This is a genomic window from Oligoflexus tunisiensis, assembly GCF_001748245.1.
In the GTDB taxonomy this organism is placed as follows: domain Bacteria; phylum Bdellovibrionota_B; class Oligoflexia; order Oligoflexales; family Oligoflexaceae; genus Oligoflexus; species Oligoflexus tunisiensis.
Genome location: NZ_BDFO01000001.1, coordinates 1,999,426 through 2,015,176, shown reverse-complemented (window position 1 = coordinate 2,015,176; position 15,751 = coordinate 1,999,426). Strand labels below are relative to the sequence as shown.

Here is a 15,751-nt window from a genome sequence, read left to right as displayed (position 1 = left end):
CGTACAAACGGAACGACGGGGTCTGCTTTGTAGCAATTGCCAGGCTCCATTGTTTCGGGAAGCTGGAGGTCGTAACTCCGGCTTCCATTCAAAGCCACTGCCGCACACCATAAGCATCCACCCGCTAACTTGAAAACTACTTTTCCGGGCTCAACCGCGTTCGAGACTGCTGAGTTTATTTATTTTGAATACGGCGAGGGTCAATGAAAGGCGCGGAAATTCAGCGAACACATCAGGGACCGGCTTATGAAAATGGATCGAGTGTTTTCAGTCCCTGCGGACCAAACTCGGACCAGAATTGGTCTGTCTAGGTACAATTCCATACCAAAATGATTTGGATCGCTCGATGAGACACAGGGTGAAAATATCAATCAGTACCACTGGATACCAACAAAAGGCTCCATATTATCAGACACTTAATCGAAGGCGGCATGGGCGGGATGATGTGATATTCGCTAGAGATAGCGGATAGTTACAGCACCTGCAACGCTGGCCGGACAAAGTTCCGGACAAGACTCAGACAAGAAAGAAGGCCTTGGGATTCGCTCCCAAGGCCTTCTGTCATTGAAGGGTGCGGCACCGTTGATGAACCAAGGCTCTATCGGCTACTCATCGCTGGAGTATCCGATAGAGCTCATTCTTGAGCTCATCGGGGGGCCGCAAACCCAAAATCAGGGTTGCTTAACGAGAGTAAACATGAATTTACGAGTTTTACCTGCACCATACTCAGCTACGCAAGCTGGTTTAGGTGAAACGTTCGTTGAGTTCTCGATCATCTCTCCGTATAGAACGCCAGAGTCATCGATCTTTTTCAGACTAAATGAGAAAACTTCTTGGATTTCGCAGTCGGTCCAGTTGTTACCAACCTGGATGCCTTCAAAGCGACGATCTTCACCGCGGAGTGAACCCGAGGTGGCAGAATCGTACTCAAAGAGGTCCATTATGAACTGACCGCGTGCCTTGCTTGGACCGTCAGAGTCGAGGAGAAATTCTGCTGCCGTGCTTGCGGACCAGTTGGTATTGATTTCCCGGATACAAGCCGTGGGTTCTTCATCCTTGCCGCCGCCATCGCCATGGAGAGCATCAGCGTAGCAACGCAATTGAGCGAGTTTGCCACCTTCTGTTGTCGTAGCGATGCTGGAGCACAGTTCGCCTTGGGTTATAGTTGTACCACTGTTGCAAGACTGAGAGTTGCCGTTCCACTGTGGCCATTCATCGCCATCAAATACTGAGTTACCATTGTAGTCACAGTAGGCGCCTTTGGCGTAGACTTCATAGTCATCGGGATAGCGAGTCATGGCATTGGAGAGGCTGGTGCCGTCTGCTAGAAAGGTTCCCATGATATTGGTACAGGTATAGACCACTGAGTCCACTGTTTTCTTGCAAACATTTTTGTGCAGGCCACCCGTCAGTTCGGTGTTCGTGCATTCCATGTTGCTCCAGTCAGAAAGCTGGACTGGTTTGCCAGCGCCATCCCTACAGCCGGATTCCTTGGTATTTGCGTTAAATGTAAAACCTTCAGCTACAGTAGGCGCAGATTCCACGCAAGGTTCCCCGGGGTTGCAAGTCCAAGTCCGATATTGTTTAAAATATTGCTTCATGCCCGCATAGCCATTGAAATCGTCTACATTTTCCATCTTCATCATGCCGTTCCGAGCGCGAGCGGCGGGATCTTTCCAACCATCGACCAAACCAGTTTTCCAAGTAAAATCGCCTTCTGCGATGCCTGAGGCGCTAAAATCGATGCCATGTTCCTTACCCTCTGCATAGGTAAAGCCCAGTTTATTTCCGCAGAGGTCATCAGTTGCTTTGCTTGCCCAGATAGACAAGGCAAACATATCGCTGCCATCTGCAGTCGATTTACCCGCGAGGCGCTTTAAGTAAATAGGCATATCGATCACTGGACCGGAACATGCGTCCCAATCCTGAGCGGCTTCGGCAGCTTCGGCTTCTGCCTGGGTACAAAGGTTTTCGTAACCAACAGGTGCATCCAGACCAGATGCAGCGAATTTATAGCTTCCGGTGAAGTCAAAGGCTTCTCCCTCTGCCGCAACGGTAGCTGCGCTTTTGGTCTTCAAAACAATTTTAGAGATATCGACTTCAGCCTTACCCGTGTCCAGGTTAAGGACGATAGCGCCGAGATCAGACTCGCCACCTTCGAAGGCCAAGCGATCGCTGGACTTTTCGCCACCTTTGAGGTCTGTTTTGGTGGGATCTTTAAACACCAGAGTACCAAGTATCTCTTCAGAGCTATCCAAAATAAAGCAGCCGACAGAAACCCCAGTGGTATCCAGAGTTACAGAAAACTTACCTTCAGAATCAAAATCGCCGGTACCAGCAATGGGCGGAACCGAAAACGTAACACAATACACGGAAAGATCTGTAATGGCAGGAGCTGCCAATCTCAGCGCGCTTTCCCCTCCTGTTAACGACAACTGACCTGTCAAGGTAATCGAAGTGTCGGTTTCCGAGGTGGATTCCGATGAACTCTTCTTACCGCAAGCACTGGTTAAAACTAACCATACTCCCAGACTCAAACTCCAACCAAGGCGATGGAACCTCATACAAAACTCCTACTCTTGCGCATAATATGATAGGCAATGAGCAGTGCTCCATGCCGACCATTCAAATTAACTATAACAACCTTCGGTGGCGGGTTTCAGAAGTTGAGGCCTGCTAAAAAAAAAGACCCCGGGTTGAATGTTGCCTGGCATTTCTTCGACTTAGTTGAGGCGATAAAATTTATTTAAATCCGGAACGCTTGGTGATACGTGAAGGGTAGGGGGCCGGAATAGAAAACACCCTTCTAATATTGCCGAACTAGACAGAATTCTTCAATTCGTTCCACCATTCGAGCTGATTGCCCTCGCATCTGTTGCTTCCCTATGTGAAAGTGCGAAGGCCCATGTATTACGTTCCAGTATGTTTGAAGGCTCCCGGCTTCGGCGCTCGTCGCAAGGCCATGGGCCAGAAAGCCAACTCTACCAGGGGCCCTGAGCCTTTGCATTTCCGAACGGCCGCCAAGCCCCGCTATGCCCATGTCACCCTCGCAGCACCCTCGTCCGGACCAGGATTCATGCTTCCACGAGCTTCTGAACAGCTTATATTTTAAATGATTTCAACATACTAAAGTTTTTACTTTACTATTCCCGGAAAGCTGCCGATACTTAAGCAGTTGCTTGAGTATTGACCAGAGGAGGCCAGGAATGACAAGTGTCGATCGTATCTTTCACGCGCTGGGAGACCCCAACCGTCTGGCCATGATTGAGCGCCTCAGCTCGGCGCCTATGTCCGTTAGTGAACTGGCAAAGCCGTTTTCGATCTCTTTGGCCGCCGTGGTGCAGCACGTTCAGATCCTTGAGGATTCGGGACTGGTGAAAACGGAAAAGCAAGGTCGCGTTCGAACCTGCCGCCTCGTAACGGAGCGGCTCAGCACAGCTGAAAAGTGGATTTCAGAAAGACGGGCTCTTTGGGAGCACCGTTTCGATCTATTGCAAAAACTTGTTGAGGAGAATGATTGAGAATGGAAACGAAGATGCCTTTTCACGACACCTTCACGTTGGAACGCACGTTCAAAGCCCGAGTCTCCAAGGTTTTCGACGCCTTTCGGAAAATCGAGTTAAAAGGCCAGTGGTTCATCGCTCCGGCGGACTATAACGTCAGCGAAAGATCCCTGGACTTCCGCGCCGGGGGCCGCGAAGTTCTGCGGGGAAGCTTTCCGAATGGCACGACCACTTCGTATGACGCGACATACTACGACATCGTCGAGAACGAGCGCATCGTCTACGTCTATGATCTTCTTATCAACGGAACACGCTTCTCGGTGACGCTCGCGACGATCGAAATGAAAGAGGAGGGAGGTACGACGAAACTTCTCTTTACCGAGCAAAACACCTACATCAACGCTCCGGCCGATGCAAATGCATCCCGGATCCGCGGCGTGAGCTGGCACCTCGATAACCTTGAAAAACTTCTTCAGGGTTAATCCCGTCGCCTTCATTGGAACAGAAGCGGTCTATCGGGATGAACGGATAGACCGCTTTATCCGCTTTCATCTCGTCGGCCGGAGTCATGCTGCGTTCAGCCCCGGTCGCTCGGTCCCATGACCTGGTTTTCCACCCCGGCACCCCCAATTACGTCCTCAAACACGAGAAGCACCTTTGACTGTTGCTTGACCTTTGTTATAACCACCCGATGTAGCAACCATAACGAAAGGAGCACGTTATGCACAGAGGTTCATGTCTCTGCGGGGCAGTAAGGTTCGAAGTTAACGGTACGCTTCCCGCCCCCGACGCGTGTCACTGTTCGCAATGCCGGAAGCAGTCGGGTCATTTCTTCGTATCCACTGACGTTCCGCGCTCCGCTGTGACGATCCACGGGGCCGACCATATCACCTGGTTTCACTCCTCTGAAAAGGTGCGGCGAGGTTTCTGCAATAAGTGTGGTTCTTCCCTACTCTGGGATAAGCCTGAAAAGGACTGGATCGGCATCGCCATGGGCGCATTTGATGGCCCTACCAACACGAAAATTCACATTCATGTCCACGTTGCCAACAAGGGCGATTACTACGACATCGACGATGGCTTGCCGCAAAGACTTCACTGAGACTTCGTCAATAGATGAAGTTCGATGCACTGACGAGGCGGCAGTTGGAGCCCTTAAGATTCCTGGTCGTTGCCGCCTGGCCACTTCTCATATCCTGCCCCATCACCCACAGCTGGTATCAATTCCGCCTTCCAAATCCTATTTTTTGGGGTTTCAGCCGCCTAACCGGTCACTAAACGACGCGATAACAACCGAATATTGCTGCAAAACAAATAAATATTAAAGTTTATACCAACTTCATCCGAAAAGGCCCCCAGTTTTATCTATATGCTAGGAGAATAGCTATGCAAGGCACGCAGAACCGAATGGTTTTTTTAACCGTCTTTTTAGCTCTCATGAGCTGCCAACAATCACAAACAAACCAGAGAATACCGCGCGGGCAAACACCAAACGCCGCGAATCCTCAAACAACCGGAGAACCATCTTCTTCAACCCCTGATGCTGATGGCAATGGAGATCAGACCAGCTCGAATCCTGATAGCCAGGTCAAACCTGGTGACGAAGGACCGGTTCCTGACTATCTCTTTTCTTTGCAGCAAGCACAGGCTATTGAGGCCTTGGTGGATCCGTATCTGCAGCCGCCATTTCCAGAAATGGCACCGCCAGGACAAGTTTCGACGAACTATGCTCAGCTACGAACTTTTATTGAAGGGTTTAGCAATCGAGTCTTTGCCCTGCCGAACTTGACGCCTGGGCGGACGTTTAAGGTCACGATTATGGAGGACGATGTTTTTAATGCTTTTGCTGATGGTTATCAAAACATAATCATCAATACGGGTTTCGTTAAAAATTCAGGAGTTCTCGGCAGCCTCGAAATTCTTTGTCATGAAACGGCACATTCTTCCAAGAACCACGCTTCCAAAAATCCTGAGGATAGCCTTTCCGCGGCTCAAAAAACTGCTATGAATCAGTTCTATAATGAGCTCAATACATACATGAATCAGGCTTTCAATCCTAATGGTGGCGTTTATACGCACAATAGGAATCAATATCTCCAACTGAGGCAAAAGTGGGACCAGATCGGACCTGCAATTGGCAAATCCTTGAAACGACACGAATCGGAAGCTGACGTTGTTGGCGCCATGATATGCGCTGAATTGGGATTAACGCCGAACGATTTATTGAGCGGGATGAAAGACAATAATAAAGTTCAAGAAACCCTCGTTGCTGGGCAACCGCAGCAGGATCCAACGAAGATTCCCGATCAAGAGCGGATTCCTATGACGATGGAAGAAGCGCAAGAATTTGCTCAGTTTTTCTTATTCCCGGTTGTATCTCACCCAACCAATGCGGAGCGGGAAAAACAGATTGAACGAGTGATGCCTGCCATCCAGAAGAGGTACAGATCGAATCAGACGTTTGCCAATGAATGGAAAACAGAGTTTGCTAGCCAAAAAGGACTTTCACTCACTGGCGGACCTGATCTTGCACAACTTGAGAAAAGCCAAGTTATTAGCCTGACCTCGGCATCAGGTCGGACGTTCAAGATCGTGAAACCTCTTGGTTGCAAGCACGATTGGTTGCGTAACTGAGTATACTTACTTTGTCAGGATCACGAAGGAGTGAGGAGTAATCGCTCGTTCGTGGTCTCTTCGTATTAAGAGCTTATCAAACCTATCATGCCGGACTATCCTGCTCGTCCAGGGTCAGAAAGAATTTTTGGGTCTAATCGTTGACACACACCCGTTGGCAACTATTCATGACAATGATATTATGGTAAAAACTAGCCATTGTCTGATGAAGGCGGTGATTTGAGCCACAAGCCGTTATCGCCGAACTAAAGGTAAAAACCATGAAAGCAGTACATTTCTTGTTGGTCGGCACCCTGCTGCCTTCCGCATTGTTGTCATGTAAATCCAAATTGCCTCCGCCGTGGTCGGTAAGAGCGGTCATATCAGGACCATCCTGTGCGGATAAGGACGGTCATTACAAATTTGGGGTCCACAAACTGGAATGCACCGAAAACAAATCAAAGAGCACAGGACCTGTCTTAAGCCAGGACTTTACACATTGCTATGTGTCCTTCCAGGACAAGCCGTTTGCCGAGGTATCGACCTTCGGGGTGCACGAGACCTGTGAAGTTAGCTTTGAAGGCAAGACTCACGTTTTCAGTGGCTACACAGGTGAAAAAGCGATCATGACTCAGGGCGAAACCGCTGTTGAGCTGACCTGCATTGAGAGCAGAAGTGTGAATGAGCGATCTGATGTCGACAACTGCCAGGAGTACCTCAAGATCCATTTCGATTGATTTCGGTTTCCGCGGAGCACGGGTCAGTCCCCGTCTCCCTACCACTTGCTTTCACCTGCCATAGGCTCTGCCTGATCTTCATACCCCAAGGTATTCGAAAACGCTTTCTACACATGACATTATATTTTACTCGCACCCACTGCCACCCTCTGCTATATGGGTCATCGTAAAAGGCTAGTGCTGGACTTGAAATTATTCCAAAATCCCGGATAGCTCCCGAAAAAGACAAGAAATTTTATTTACCTAGGCCGGGGCAAATGCGGTTCATTTGTAAGTCAAAACAACTTGATAAGACCGGGGCTTCCGTCATATTAAGGCGCCCTAGTCTTAAAAAGCCGCTCCATGACTTTTAATGTTATTTTCTTCAACCTCTATGGCGGTCGTATGAAATTGAACTTGTTTGCAAAAATCCTCTTTCTTCTGGCTATGCTGCTTTGTGCGCAGGCGGTCTTCGGGCAGAACAATCTTTCTGAATTAAAAGCCGAAAAATCCCTTTGGCGGGCCATAGTCGAAAAGAAGGTCGAGGGGGTTAAGGGTTGGAACGCTGGCTTTCCAACAGAGCGCGATGTAGATCGGCTCAGGGAAGATAGTTTTGGAACAGGTGGCGACACCATCATGTATAACGCTCTACTGTGTGGCGCAGGCGAAAAGCAGGCATGCAATGTCATTCCCCAGTCCCTGGAAGATACGGGTCACTTGCGGCGTAACCCCTTGCTTCTGGGAAAGGCCCAAAGCTCAAAATATGGTGCACTTTCCAAAGACCATACTCTGGCGACTCTCTACTGGCTCTCTCTGCCTGATCACATCGTTTCAAAAGATGTGAAGAGAAGTTTTGCCAGTCAGTGGCAGAGATCGTTTAGCACGCCGCTTACAACAGCACTGGAATGTGATGAGAAGGATGTGGCCTATTGTTTGGTCGGTGGCATGGATCCCTTCGATCGCGTCATCGATAATAGCGGATATGATCTGAGAGCGTACCTTCCAGGAACGGCCCCAGGCTTCAACCTTAATCTTGAGCTTCCCAAATTGAGCACGGAAGACGTGAAGAAGGCGGTCTCGGATCTTAGCGCAAACGGTCAGAAAAGGATCGACGAACTAAGCAACAAAGTCGAAGGCCTGGGCAATGTTCTGGACTCAGTTGCAACATATATTAAGCAAGGCACCAAAGGCCTGCAAAGCTGTCTGTCTTCAGGGAAACAGGTGGAACACTGCGTTCGCACAAATATCGAAGGCGGGGAAAACTACGTAAAAGGTATTATTGCAGCCGTATCGCTCTGCGCCGAAGGAGTGAAGCAGGGTGTTAATGAAAAAGATCTGGAAGAAGCGCAACTTGGCCGCTGTGTCGTTAGCTTTCTGACAGCCTATTTCGGAATTCCTCGCTTCTGTAAAGACGTCAACTGTATCCTGCCACCTATTCAGATGGCTTATGTGAATAGGATTTGGACGGATCTCGGTCTGCAGCCGCCGTTCCGCTGGCCACTTGTTTTTGATGCGCTCGGACTTGATTCCGAAGAGATGGCACTTTATTTCTCGCACTTTGACAACACGAACGAAGCCAATCTTGTTGCGATCAACATCCTGCTGCGTAGAAATTTAGACATGAAAACCTCCAGGATTGCTAGCAAATTGCTGAAAAAATATCCTGACAACCCATTCTTCCAGTCGATTGGTATGCTTTATGATGCAAAGAAATACACCAAAGAGTCAATCGCTGGTGTCGTGGTTGACCAGTGTCGTTCGATCAAAAGCCTGCATAACAATGAACTCCAATACAAGGCGGAGCGTAGCGAAAATTTCAAACACCCCAGTTTCTGGAGATGGAAAACGAACGAACAGGAAGAGTTCGTCCCCGATGCCAATAATCGGAGCGAAAGAATCTCGCTCGTGTGGGATTGTATCTTCATGGCCAACGTATTGGGCGTCAAGGAATATCCATACCTAACTGCCTCCCCCAACGTCGGCTTCACCGTCAAAGTGAAAAAGAACGACAACCCCACCGTATACGACACCGTTGCCAGAGGAGTATCGGGCGGCGTTCCTCCTCTGAGCTATGAATTGCTGACAAAGCCTGCGGAATATACTTACTTCACCTTTGACGCGAAAAGCGGCAACTTTATCTTCCGTCCGGTGAACTCTTACTTTGGCGGTTCGTTTGCTTTCGCCGTCACTGATGCCATCGGTCGTCGCGTCACCTCGCGTGCTACCATTGCCTTCGACCACAGCGAAATCTATCCCGGCCACCCTCCGCTGAGCCGTGTGCCTGAAACGCCTTTGCCTGCGAACATCAACCCAATCCTCAAGATCACGCACCTGGAATCCGGCCAGCTTCGGATGCTGACGGATATCGCCGTGGAACCAGCTGAAACTCTGGTCGTGTCGTCCGGCAAATTGCAGATTGAAGCCGAGGCTTATATCGATAGCGTGGAAGACAATTATAGCGGATCTCTTGATTGTACTGTCGACTGGACCAGCAAAGGCGGAGTGCCGTCCCTGATCAAGGACAATGATGAATATCCGCGAAACTTCTTTGTTCAGCAGACCATTCAAGCCCAAAGCCTGGAACCCTATGAAGTCAGTCTTGCTCGCATGACATGTATGGCTCCAGACATGCCGATCATCGTCAGGGATATTCCGCTCCTTTATACACCCGAAGCCGCGCCCCTTAAAGTGGCGCTGGATCAGGCCGAGTATACTTACGCCAGCAGTAGCGGGGCCAGACTCAAATTGTTTCTGGACAAAAATGCCAGCAACGATTTCAACCGGGTTTATAATTATACGTTGAACAGTATGGACTGTGGGCAGCAGAGCGGCACCCTGGTGTCGGCGAACAATGCTAATAAGCTCACCATCAACGGATCATTTGATGGCTTGCTCGTTAACGGTGATCCAGAGAAGCTGGTTTGGCTCAATGTTCCCGTTTGTGGCAAGACCTCGGAGATAGTCTGGAAACTTCAGTCCTCGGGCAACAACTCCAACTCGGGCACCGGAAATTCTTGTAAATTGAAAGCCTATCCCACAAAAAATAGGCTGTCACTCGACAAGCCAGCCAGCTTTGATGCCGATATGAGTCAGTGCGGCAAAGCTATTCGGCCCTTGGACTGGTCATGCTCCTGGGTGACCGCAGAAAAAACCTGGATCATTCCAAGTCTGAAGTCCGTAGTGTTTACAGCCGACGGTTGGGGTCCTTCCAAGTACAATATCTTCAGCTTTGAGACAGTCGAAAATCAAGGCTGTGTCGCCCCTCAGGTTTTCCTCGCCCCCCATGCCAAGTCATGTGACTTGATCGAGGCAGGCTACAAAACCAGGGACAGCACAGGGAACATTAAACCTGCCAATTTTGTCAATGACATGGCACAATGCGCTTTCAAGATAAAACCAAGGGACTGGGGCTGCACCTGGGTCTCTGCAGATGAAACCTGGATTATTCCAAAGTCCAAGCTTGCGATTTTTACAGCCAAAGCCTGGGGTGAAGACACATACAACGTCTTTAGCTTTGAAACCATGGGCAAGCACCGCTGCAGAGATCCTCAGTCCTTCATTGCCAAGTGATTATGAATCGCAACTGAAAAGAAGGGACCGCGAGGTCCCTTTTTTGTTGCAAGAATTCCTGCCTGCCTCTTCCCAAACCAAAATCTTCTTTTTCCGGACAATTTGAACTTCCGACTGGAAATTTGACCGCACGATGCTATTCAATCCCCATTTTCCTAACAGTTCAAGAAGGAAACTGTCATGAGACACGTAAAGTTCCTGACCATCCTATTCAGCATCATCCTGCCTTTCAGCTCGCCTCTGCAAGCCGACCTGGAACCCAGTTTGAAGGACACCCAAATTCTTGAGTCCGCTTACGTGGGCGATGCTGGTTCCCTGTCGGAGAACCTGAAGCAACTCCGCGACATATTTCAAACCCAGGTGGGTGAAGTAATTAAGAGAATTTCTGAAGGGTACTACCTGAAACAGTTTGCTTAAACCATGAACCAGGCGACATTACGCTTTTACGAAGAGCTGAACGACCACCTTCCGGCGCAGCAACGCAAACGGGACATCGCGGTCAGCTGGGTTGGAGACCGGAACGCGAAGCAACTGATCGAATCCATCGGCGTGCCGGCTGCTGAAATCGACCTGATTTTGATCAATGGCGAACCCAGCCCCTTGGAAGCCACAGTCCACGACGGCGATCGCATCAGCGCCTATCCCATGTTCGAACGTCTCGACATCAGCAGCATCAGCCCAGGAACACCCAAGCGGCAGCCTCGCTTCATTCTCGATCTGAACCTGCAGAAGCTCGGCCGCACCCTGCGTATGTTAGGCTTCGATACAATCTACGGCCTCGATCGTCATGCAATCGTAACCCTGGCCGTCGCCGAACACCGCATCATCCTCACCAGAAACCCGAGCCTTTTGAAGAACGAGAAGGTCACACACGGGATCCTCCTGCATGAAACAAAGGCCGAGGCACAGGCTCGGGAAGTGGTGCACCGGCTCCAACTCGAATCGCTGGTGCAGCCCTTCGCTCGCTGTTTGGAATGCAATACTCCCCTGGCATCCAGCGCCCTGATTCCACGGGACGGCGTAAAAAGCTGGGCCGGGGAATACCGTTGCTGCGAGAACTGTGGAAAATGCTACTGACGTCCTCTTCCATGGCAAACCATTGCAAAAACCTCCGCCGCCACTCATAATGTTGGAAATCGCAGCGCTGGCCCATTCAGTGACAGGAAGCCCCATGGATCCTACAAATGCCCTTGTATCTCTCTTCGACCGCCTTGTTTCCTGGTTTGGTTTGGACGCGAAGCGATTCCCCCAATCGCAGCAGAAGCATCAAGCCATCCTCGTTTGGCTGTTCTGTTGTGTTGCGGTTCTCACCTGGGCCAGCCATGTTCCCCTCTATGCACTGATTCTGAAGAACAGCCAGGCCATGATCTATTGCCTGGCCGTGGGCCTTCCTACGTCCGTCCTCGGACTTATCCTGGTTAAAATGCGCTGGATTAAGGCCGCCGCGATCTCCTGCTATTTCTTTGGATCAGCAACTTTATTTCTGGTTGCCACCGTCACAGGCGGCGCATGGTCGCCTGTCCTGCTGTGGATGGTCACGTTTCTCCTGGCCGTCTTCCTCACCCAGGGCATTCTGGACGGAATCATCTATACTGCCGTCATCAGCCCCCTCCTGTTTCTGTTTGTCGCCTTCGTCGATCAGGTCGGACTCACGACCTGGAGCTTTGGCTTTCAACAGTTTGATTCCGTGCATAGGCTGTTCCTGGCCGGCACATACGCGGGCGCTGTCTGTGTGGTGGCGTACCTGAGTTACATTTTTGAAAATCGCGTCAGCCAGGCCTTCCGTCGCTCGGAAAAGGCCCGCCTGGAAGCCGATCAGCAAAGGCAGCTCGCGGAGCAGGCTCGACAGGGTCTGGAAGAACAGATCGCCGAAAACAAATCGCTGATCAACGCCGCGGAAATTGGCTATTGCATGATTTATAATGACCTCAAAATAGTCCCGTCCAAAACTTCAAGCTATTTCCGCAAGCTCTTTCCAGAAGCCCTGCACTTCCGCCAGATCCTCAAACAGCTGCACCTGGAAGGGATGCATGACCTGATCCAATCGGTCCTGGGAGAAAGCGAACTCACCTGGGAGTTGAATGAGGCAAGTTTTATCACGGAAGCGCAAATTAATGGGATGACGCACGAACTGGGCTGGCGGAGGGTCGTCGGGCATTTCAACGAAACCGCGGCCCTCATCTTTGTGGCCAGGAACATACAGCCCATCCTGGACAGCAAGCTCAAGATGGAAACCGTGAGCCGCTTTGCCAAACTTCTCGTGACGATCGTGGGCGATCAGGATGACAACTTCCGACAGGACCGCGAGCGCAAGAGCAAACGGGTGATGAAAGCCATCAAGCGTCAGATTCCCCAGATACAGGAAGCGATCGAACGGGCGGAACTGTCCTTAATTGATAACTGGCAGCCTATTTTCATTACTTTGCATACGTTGAAAGGCGAAATGAGTTCCTTTGGGTTCCATGAGCTCAAAGAGCACCTGCACCACGGGGAAGACATTGTTAAGGCGGTCAAGGATATTTCGGAGGCGCCTCAGCAAAACACAGGGCCACTGGCAAAAATTCAGGAGGATCTCCTGCAAAGCCTTCGCCATATTCTGGAACGATTGGAAGAGATTCGCCAGTGCTGCCAGCAAATCGGTGCTGATCAGACCATGATCAATTTACCGCGCGAGACTCTGCTTGCGGCACACAATGACCCAAAACGCTTGCAAGAGCTAATCAATCATTCCTTGTTTGAAGATCTCCACCGGACTGTGGTCTATTTTGAAACGGAAATTTTCAAAGTCGCTGGCGACCTGGGCAAACCCACGCCGCGTTTGGTCGTAAACGTACCCAGGCTCTTTATCAGTGAATTCGCTGAAGAAAAATTAAAGCAGGCCTTCACCCATGTGATTCGTAATGCCCTTGATCATGGAATTGAATCGCGCGCCGAACGGCAACGGAAAGGCAAGCCTGAGTGCCCGGAAATCACCGTGTCCGGTCGCAAATCACACTTGGGTGTCGAACTTTCGATCCATGATGATGGACGGGGCCTCGACCTTCAGGCCATCGAAACCAAGGCACGCAAGCAGCTGCTCATCACCGGGCAGCAGAAAATGAGCCGTGAGGAGATCGCGGATCTGATATTTGTTCCAGGCTTTTCGACTTCGGATTTCGTATCCCTGATTTCAGGTCGCGGCATGGGAATGGATGCCGTGCGCAAATATATAGGCGAGTTGGGTGGACGCGCGACCATTACCCTGCTGGATCAATCCACATGTCCGGCCTGGGAACTGGTGCTGTTCATACCTCCTCAGCACTTTCCCTTCGATCAGTTTGAACAGGCCCTGCCCTTGGGGGCGTGACCGCCTCACACCTCCTCCTGCAAGGCCTCATCCCGCTTCCGCCGAATGGCCGGCAGCAGCACAAAAATCAGGGTCACAAGAGCCAAGCCCAGCATGACCGCACTCACGGGGCTTGTGACAAAGACGGTCGCATCTCCGCGTGCCAGCAGCAGGGCCCGCCGCAGATATTCCTCCATCATCGGTCCGATAATATACCCCAGAAGAAGCGGCGCCGGTTCACAGCCGAGCTTGACCAGGACATAGCCGAGCAGCGCGAATATGGGCATCAAAAAGAGATCAAACGTGCTGCCATTCAAACTGAAAACCCCGATGGCACAGAAGGATAGAATCACCGGATAAAGCAGAGGATAAGGAACCCGCAGAAGGCGCACCCAGAGGCCGATCAGGGGCAGATTCAGGATAATGAGAAAGAGGTTGCCGACCCACATCGAAGCGATAAGGCCCCAGAATAACGCCGGCTGCTCCGAGATCACCCCAGGACCGGGCTGAATACCCTGCATGATCATCGCGCCGATCATCAGCGCCATCACCGGATTGGACGGAATGCCGAGCGTCAACATCGGAATAAACGAGGTCTGAGCGCCGGCATTATTCGCCGCTTCCGGCGCGGCCACGCCTTCAATCGCCCCCTGGCCGAATTCACTCCCGTGTTTCGAGACCTTCTTTTCAAGCGAATAGGCCGCGAACGATCCCAGGATCGAACCGCTGCCTGGCAGGATTCCAAGGGCTGAACCGAGCGCCGTACCGCGAAGGATGGGGGCCACGATCCGCTTCCATTCCTCACGGGTGAGCAGCAGGCTCGTGACCTTGCTGATCGTCACGTCCTCTCCGGTTTCGCTTTCAAGGTTACGCAGAATTTCGCCCAAACCAAAAATGCCCATCGCGACGATGACAAAGCTGATCCCATCGGCGAGTTCCGGCAGATCAAAGGTAAAGCGCGCCACGCCTGAATTCGTATCCGTCCCCAACAGTCCCAGCAGAAGCCCGAGGATGACCATGCCGAAAGCATGAAGCAGAGAACCGCGCGCCAGCACGATCGCCGCCACCAATCCAAACACCATCAGGGAAAAGTATTCCGCCGGCCCAAAACTCAGCGCGACATCCGCCAGGGGTGGTGCAAAAAGAGCGATCAGAATCGTCGCCAGCGTACCGGCAACGAAGGAGGCAATCGCTGCGGCTGAGAGCGCCGCGCCGGCCTTGCCCGCTCGCGCCATCTTGTAGCCATCAAGCACCGTGACCACGGACGCGGCTTCACCGGGGAGGTTCAAAAGGATTGCGGTCGTGGAACCACCGTACTGCGAACCATAGTAGATGCCCGCGAGCATGATAAGGGCCGAATCGGACGGCAGACCGAAGGTGAGCGGGAGCAGCATGGCAATGGTTGCCGTTGGACCAAGACCAGGCAGGACACCGATCAGAGTTCCGACGAATACTCCGGACAGACAGTAGAACAGATTGCTGAGGCTCAAGGCTGTTTCGAGTCCCAGACGGATAGGGGCGATGAGGTCCATCATGAGCCGGTTTCCCCCACGAAACTCAAAATCCAGGGACCGATGAGTGGAAGGGGAATGCTGAGCCCTTTCACAAAGATCAGACAGCAGAACAGAGTCAGAACCGCAGCCAGGATCAAAGTCGAAACCAGGCGAAAGCGTGGACTGGCCCACGCGGTGAGCAGGGTATAAACAGGCAACGCGATCGTGAGCCCCAGACCACGCACGGTGGCCGCGAAAAGGAGCGTGGAACCGATCGTGATGATGAGGGGTCGCAACGCGACAGGTTCAATCGCAGGACCTTTGACCTTGACGCCGCGGCCAAGAGCCAGAAGGCCGATGCCGACCAGCAGCCAGCCCAGAATCGTAGGAAAATAAGCGGGACCCATGCGTGTCGCAGTTCCCATCTCATAGTCGCGAGCCAGAAGGATCACACAGCTGCCAAACAGGAGATAAATCAGGCCAGCCCAAAATTCCTTGGGACTGGCGATACGCAGGATCATGTCGGTAGCT

At 51.4% G+C, this 15,751-nt stretch carries 12 protein-coding genes; 9 read left to right on the top strand and 3 right to left on the bottom strand.

The annotated features are described in order from the left end of the window. Positions 1–671: 671 nt before the first annotated feature. Positions 672–2,564 (bottom strand): hypothetical protein, encoded by a 1,893-nt coding sequence (locus tag OLTU_RS08705; RefSeq protein ID WP_141732366.1) that lies wholly within the window; start codon positions 2,562–2,564, stop codon positions 672–674. A gap of 642 nt (positions 2,565–3,206) precedes the next feature. Between OLTU_RS08705 and OLTU_RS08700 the strand changes: the two genes are divergently transcribed. The 9 genes from OLTU_RS08700 (at position 3,207) to OLTU_RS08660 (ending at position 13,748) form a co-directional block, all read left to right on the top strand. Then, positions 3,207–3,521: an ArsR/SmtB family transcription factor gene (locus tag OLTU_RS08700; protein ID WP_141732365.1), complete on the top strand. Its 315-nt coding sequence runs from the start codon at positions 3,207–3,209 to the stop codon at positions 3,519–3,521. A gap of 2 nt (positions 3,522–3,523) precedes the next feature. Further along, the gene (locus OLTU_RS08695; protein WP_141732364.1) at positions 3,524–3,985 is read left to right on the top strand and encodes an SRPBCC domain-containing protein; all 462 of its coding nucleotides are present in this window, start codon (positions 3,524–3,526) and stop codon (positions 3,983–3,985) included. A gap of 239 nt (positions 3,986–4,224) precedes the next feature. Beyond that, entirely contained in the window at positions 4,225–4,605 is a 381-nt protein-coding gene (locus OLTU_RS08690; RefSeq protein WP_141732363.1) for a GFA family protein, read from the top strand. Positions 4,606–4,889: 284 nt separating this feature from the next. Further along, entirely contained in the window at positions 4,890–6,137 is a 1,248-nt protein-coding gene (locus OLTU_RS08685; RefSeq protein ID WP_141732362.1) for a M48 family metalloprotease, read from the top strand. Positions 6,138–6,397: 260 nt separating this feature from the next. Further along, positions 6,398–6,853, top strand: a complete 456-nt coding sequence (locus OLTU_RS08680) for a hypothetical protein (RefSeq protein WP_141732361.1) — start codon at positions 6,398–6,400, stop codon at positions 6,851–6,853. Positions 6,854–7,195: 342 nt separating this feature from the next. Further along, on the top strand, positions 7,196–10,402 hold the full coding sequence (locus OLTU_RS08675) for a hypothetical protein (protein ID WP_141732360.1): 3,207 nt from the start codon (positions 7,196–7,198) through the stop codon (positions 10,400–10,402). 180 nt (positions 10,403–10,582) lie between these two features. Then, positions 10,583–10,819 carry a hypothetical protein gene (locus tag OLTU_RS08670; RefSeq protein WP_141732359.1) on the top strand — a complete coding sequence of 79 codons (237 nt, stop codon included), beginning with the start codon at positions 10,583–10,585 and terminating at the stop codon, positions 10,817–10,819. A gap of 3 nt (positions 10,820–10,822) precedes the next feature. Continuing rightward, complete coding sequence (locus OLTU_RS08665) at positions 10,823–11,479, top strand: Mut7-C RNAse domain-containing protein (protein WP_141732358.1); 657 nt, start codon at positions 10,823–10,825, stop codon at positions 11,477–11,479. Positions 11,480–11,573: 94 nt separating this feature from the next. Then, entirely contained in the window at positions 11,574–13,748 is a 2,175-nt protein-coding gene (locus OLTU_RS08660) for an ATP-binding protein (protein WP_176736454.1), read from the top strand. 5 nt (positions 13,749–13,753) lie between these two features. Here the strand turns inward: OLTU_RS08660 and OLTU_RS08655 are convergent, their stop codons facing one another. Beyond that, positions 13,754–15,259, bottom strand: coding sequence for a tripartite tricarboxylate transporter permease (locus OLTU_RS08655; protein WP_141736766.1), 1,506 nt, complete (start codon positions 15,257–15,259; stop codon positions 13,754–13,756). After that, positions 15,259–15,741: a tripartite tricarboxylate transporter TctB family protein gene (locus OLTU_RS08650; RefSeq protein WP_141732356.1), complete on the bottom strand. Its 483-nt coding sequence runs from the start codon at positions 15,739–15,741 to the stop codon at positions 15,259–15,261. The genes OLTU_RS08655 and OLTU_RS08650 overlap by 1 nt, the downstream gene beginning before the upstream one ends. Positions 15,742–15,751: the final 10 nt, after the last annotated feature.

Excerpts from the sequence above, each read along its gene's own strand:
- OLTU_RS08705 (WP_141732366.1), bottom strand. The coding sequence starts at position 2,564 with ATGAGGTTCCATCGCCTTGGTTGGAGTTTGAGTCTGGGAGTATGGTTA.
- OLTU_RS08700 (WP_141732365.1), top strand. The coding sequence starts at position 3,207 with ATGACAAGTGTCGATCGTATCTTTCACGCGCTGGGAGACCCCAACCGT.
- OLTU_RS08695 (WP_141732364.1), top strand. The coding sequence starts at position 3,524 with ATGGAAACGAAGATGCCTTTTCACGACACCTTCACGTTGGAACGCACG.
- OLTU_RS08690 (WP_141732363.1), top strand. The coding sequence starts at position 4,225 with ATGCACAGAGGTTCATGTCTCTGCGGGGCAGTAAGGTTCGAAGTTAAC.
- OLTU_RS08685 (WP_141732362.1), top strand. The coding sequence starts at position 4,890 with ATGCAAGGCACGCAGAACCGAATGGTTTTTTTAACCGTCTTTTTAGCT.
- OLTU_RS08680 (WP_141732361.1), top strand. The coding sequence starts at position 6,398 with ATGAAAGCAGTACATTTCTTGTTGGTCGGCACCCTGCTGCCTTCCGCA.
- OLTU_RS08675 (WP_141732360.1), top strand. The coding sequence starts at position 7,196 with ATGACTTTTAATGTTATTTTCTTCAACCTCTATGGCGGTCGTATGAAA.
- OLTU_RS08670 (WP_141732359.1), top strand. The coding sequence starts at position 10,583 with ATGAGACACGTAAAGTTCCTGACCATCCTATTCAGCATCATCCTGCCT.
- OLTU_RS08665 (WP_141732358.1), top strand. The coding sequence starts at position 10,823 with ATGAACCAGGCGACATTACGCTTTTACGAAGAGCTGAACGACCACCTT.
- OLTU_RS08660 (WP_176736454.1), top strand. The coding sequence starts at position 11,574 with ATGGATCCTACAAATGCCCTTGTATCTCTCTTCGACCGCCTTGTTTCC.
- OLTU_RS08655 (WP_141736766.1), bottom strand. The coding sequence starts at position 15,259 with ATGGACCTCATCGCCCCTATCCGTCTGGGACTCGAAACAGCCTTGAGC.
- OLTU_RS08650 (WP_141732356.1), bottom strand. The coding sequence starts at position 15,741 with ATGATCCTGCGTATCGCCAGTCCCAAGGAATTTTGGGCTGGCCTGATT.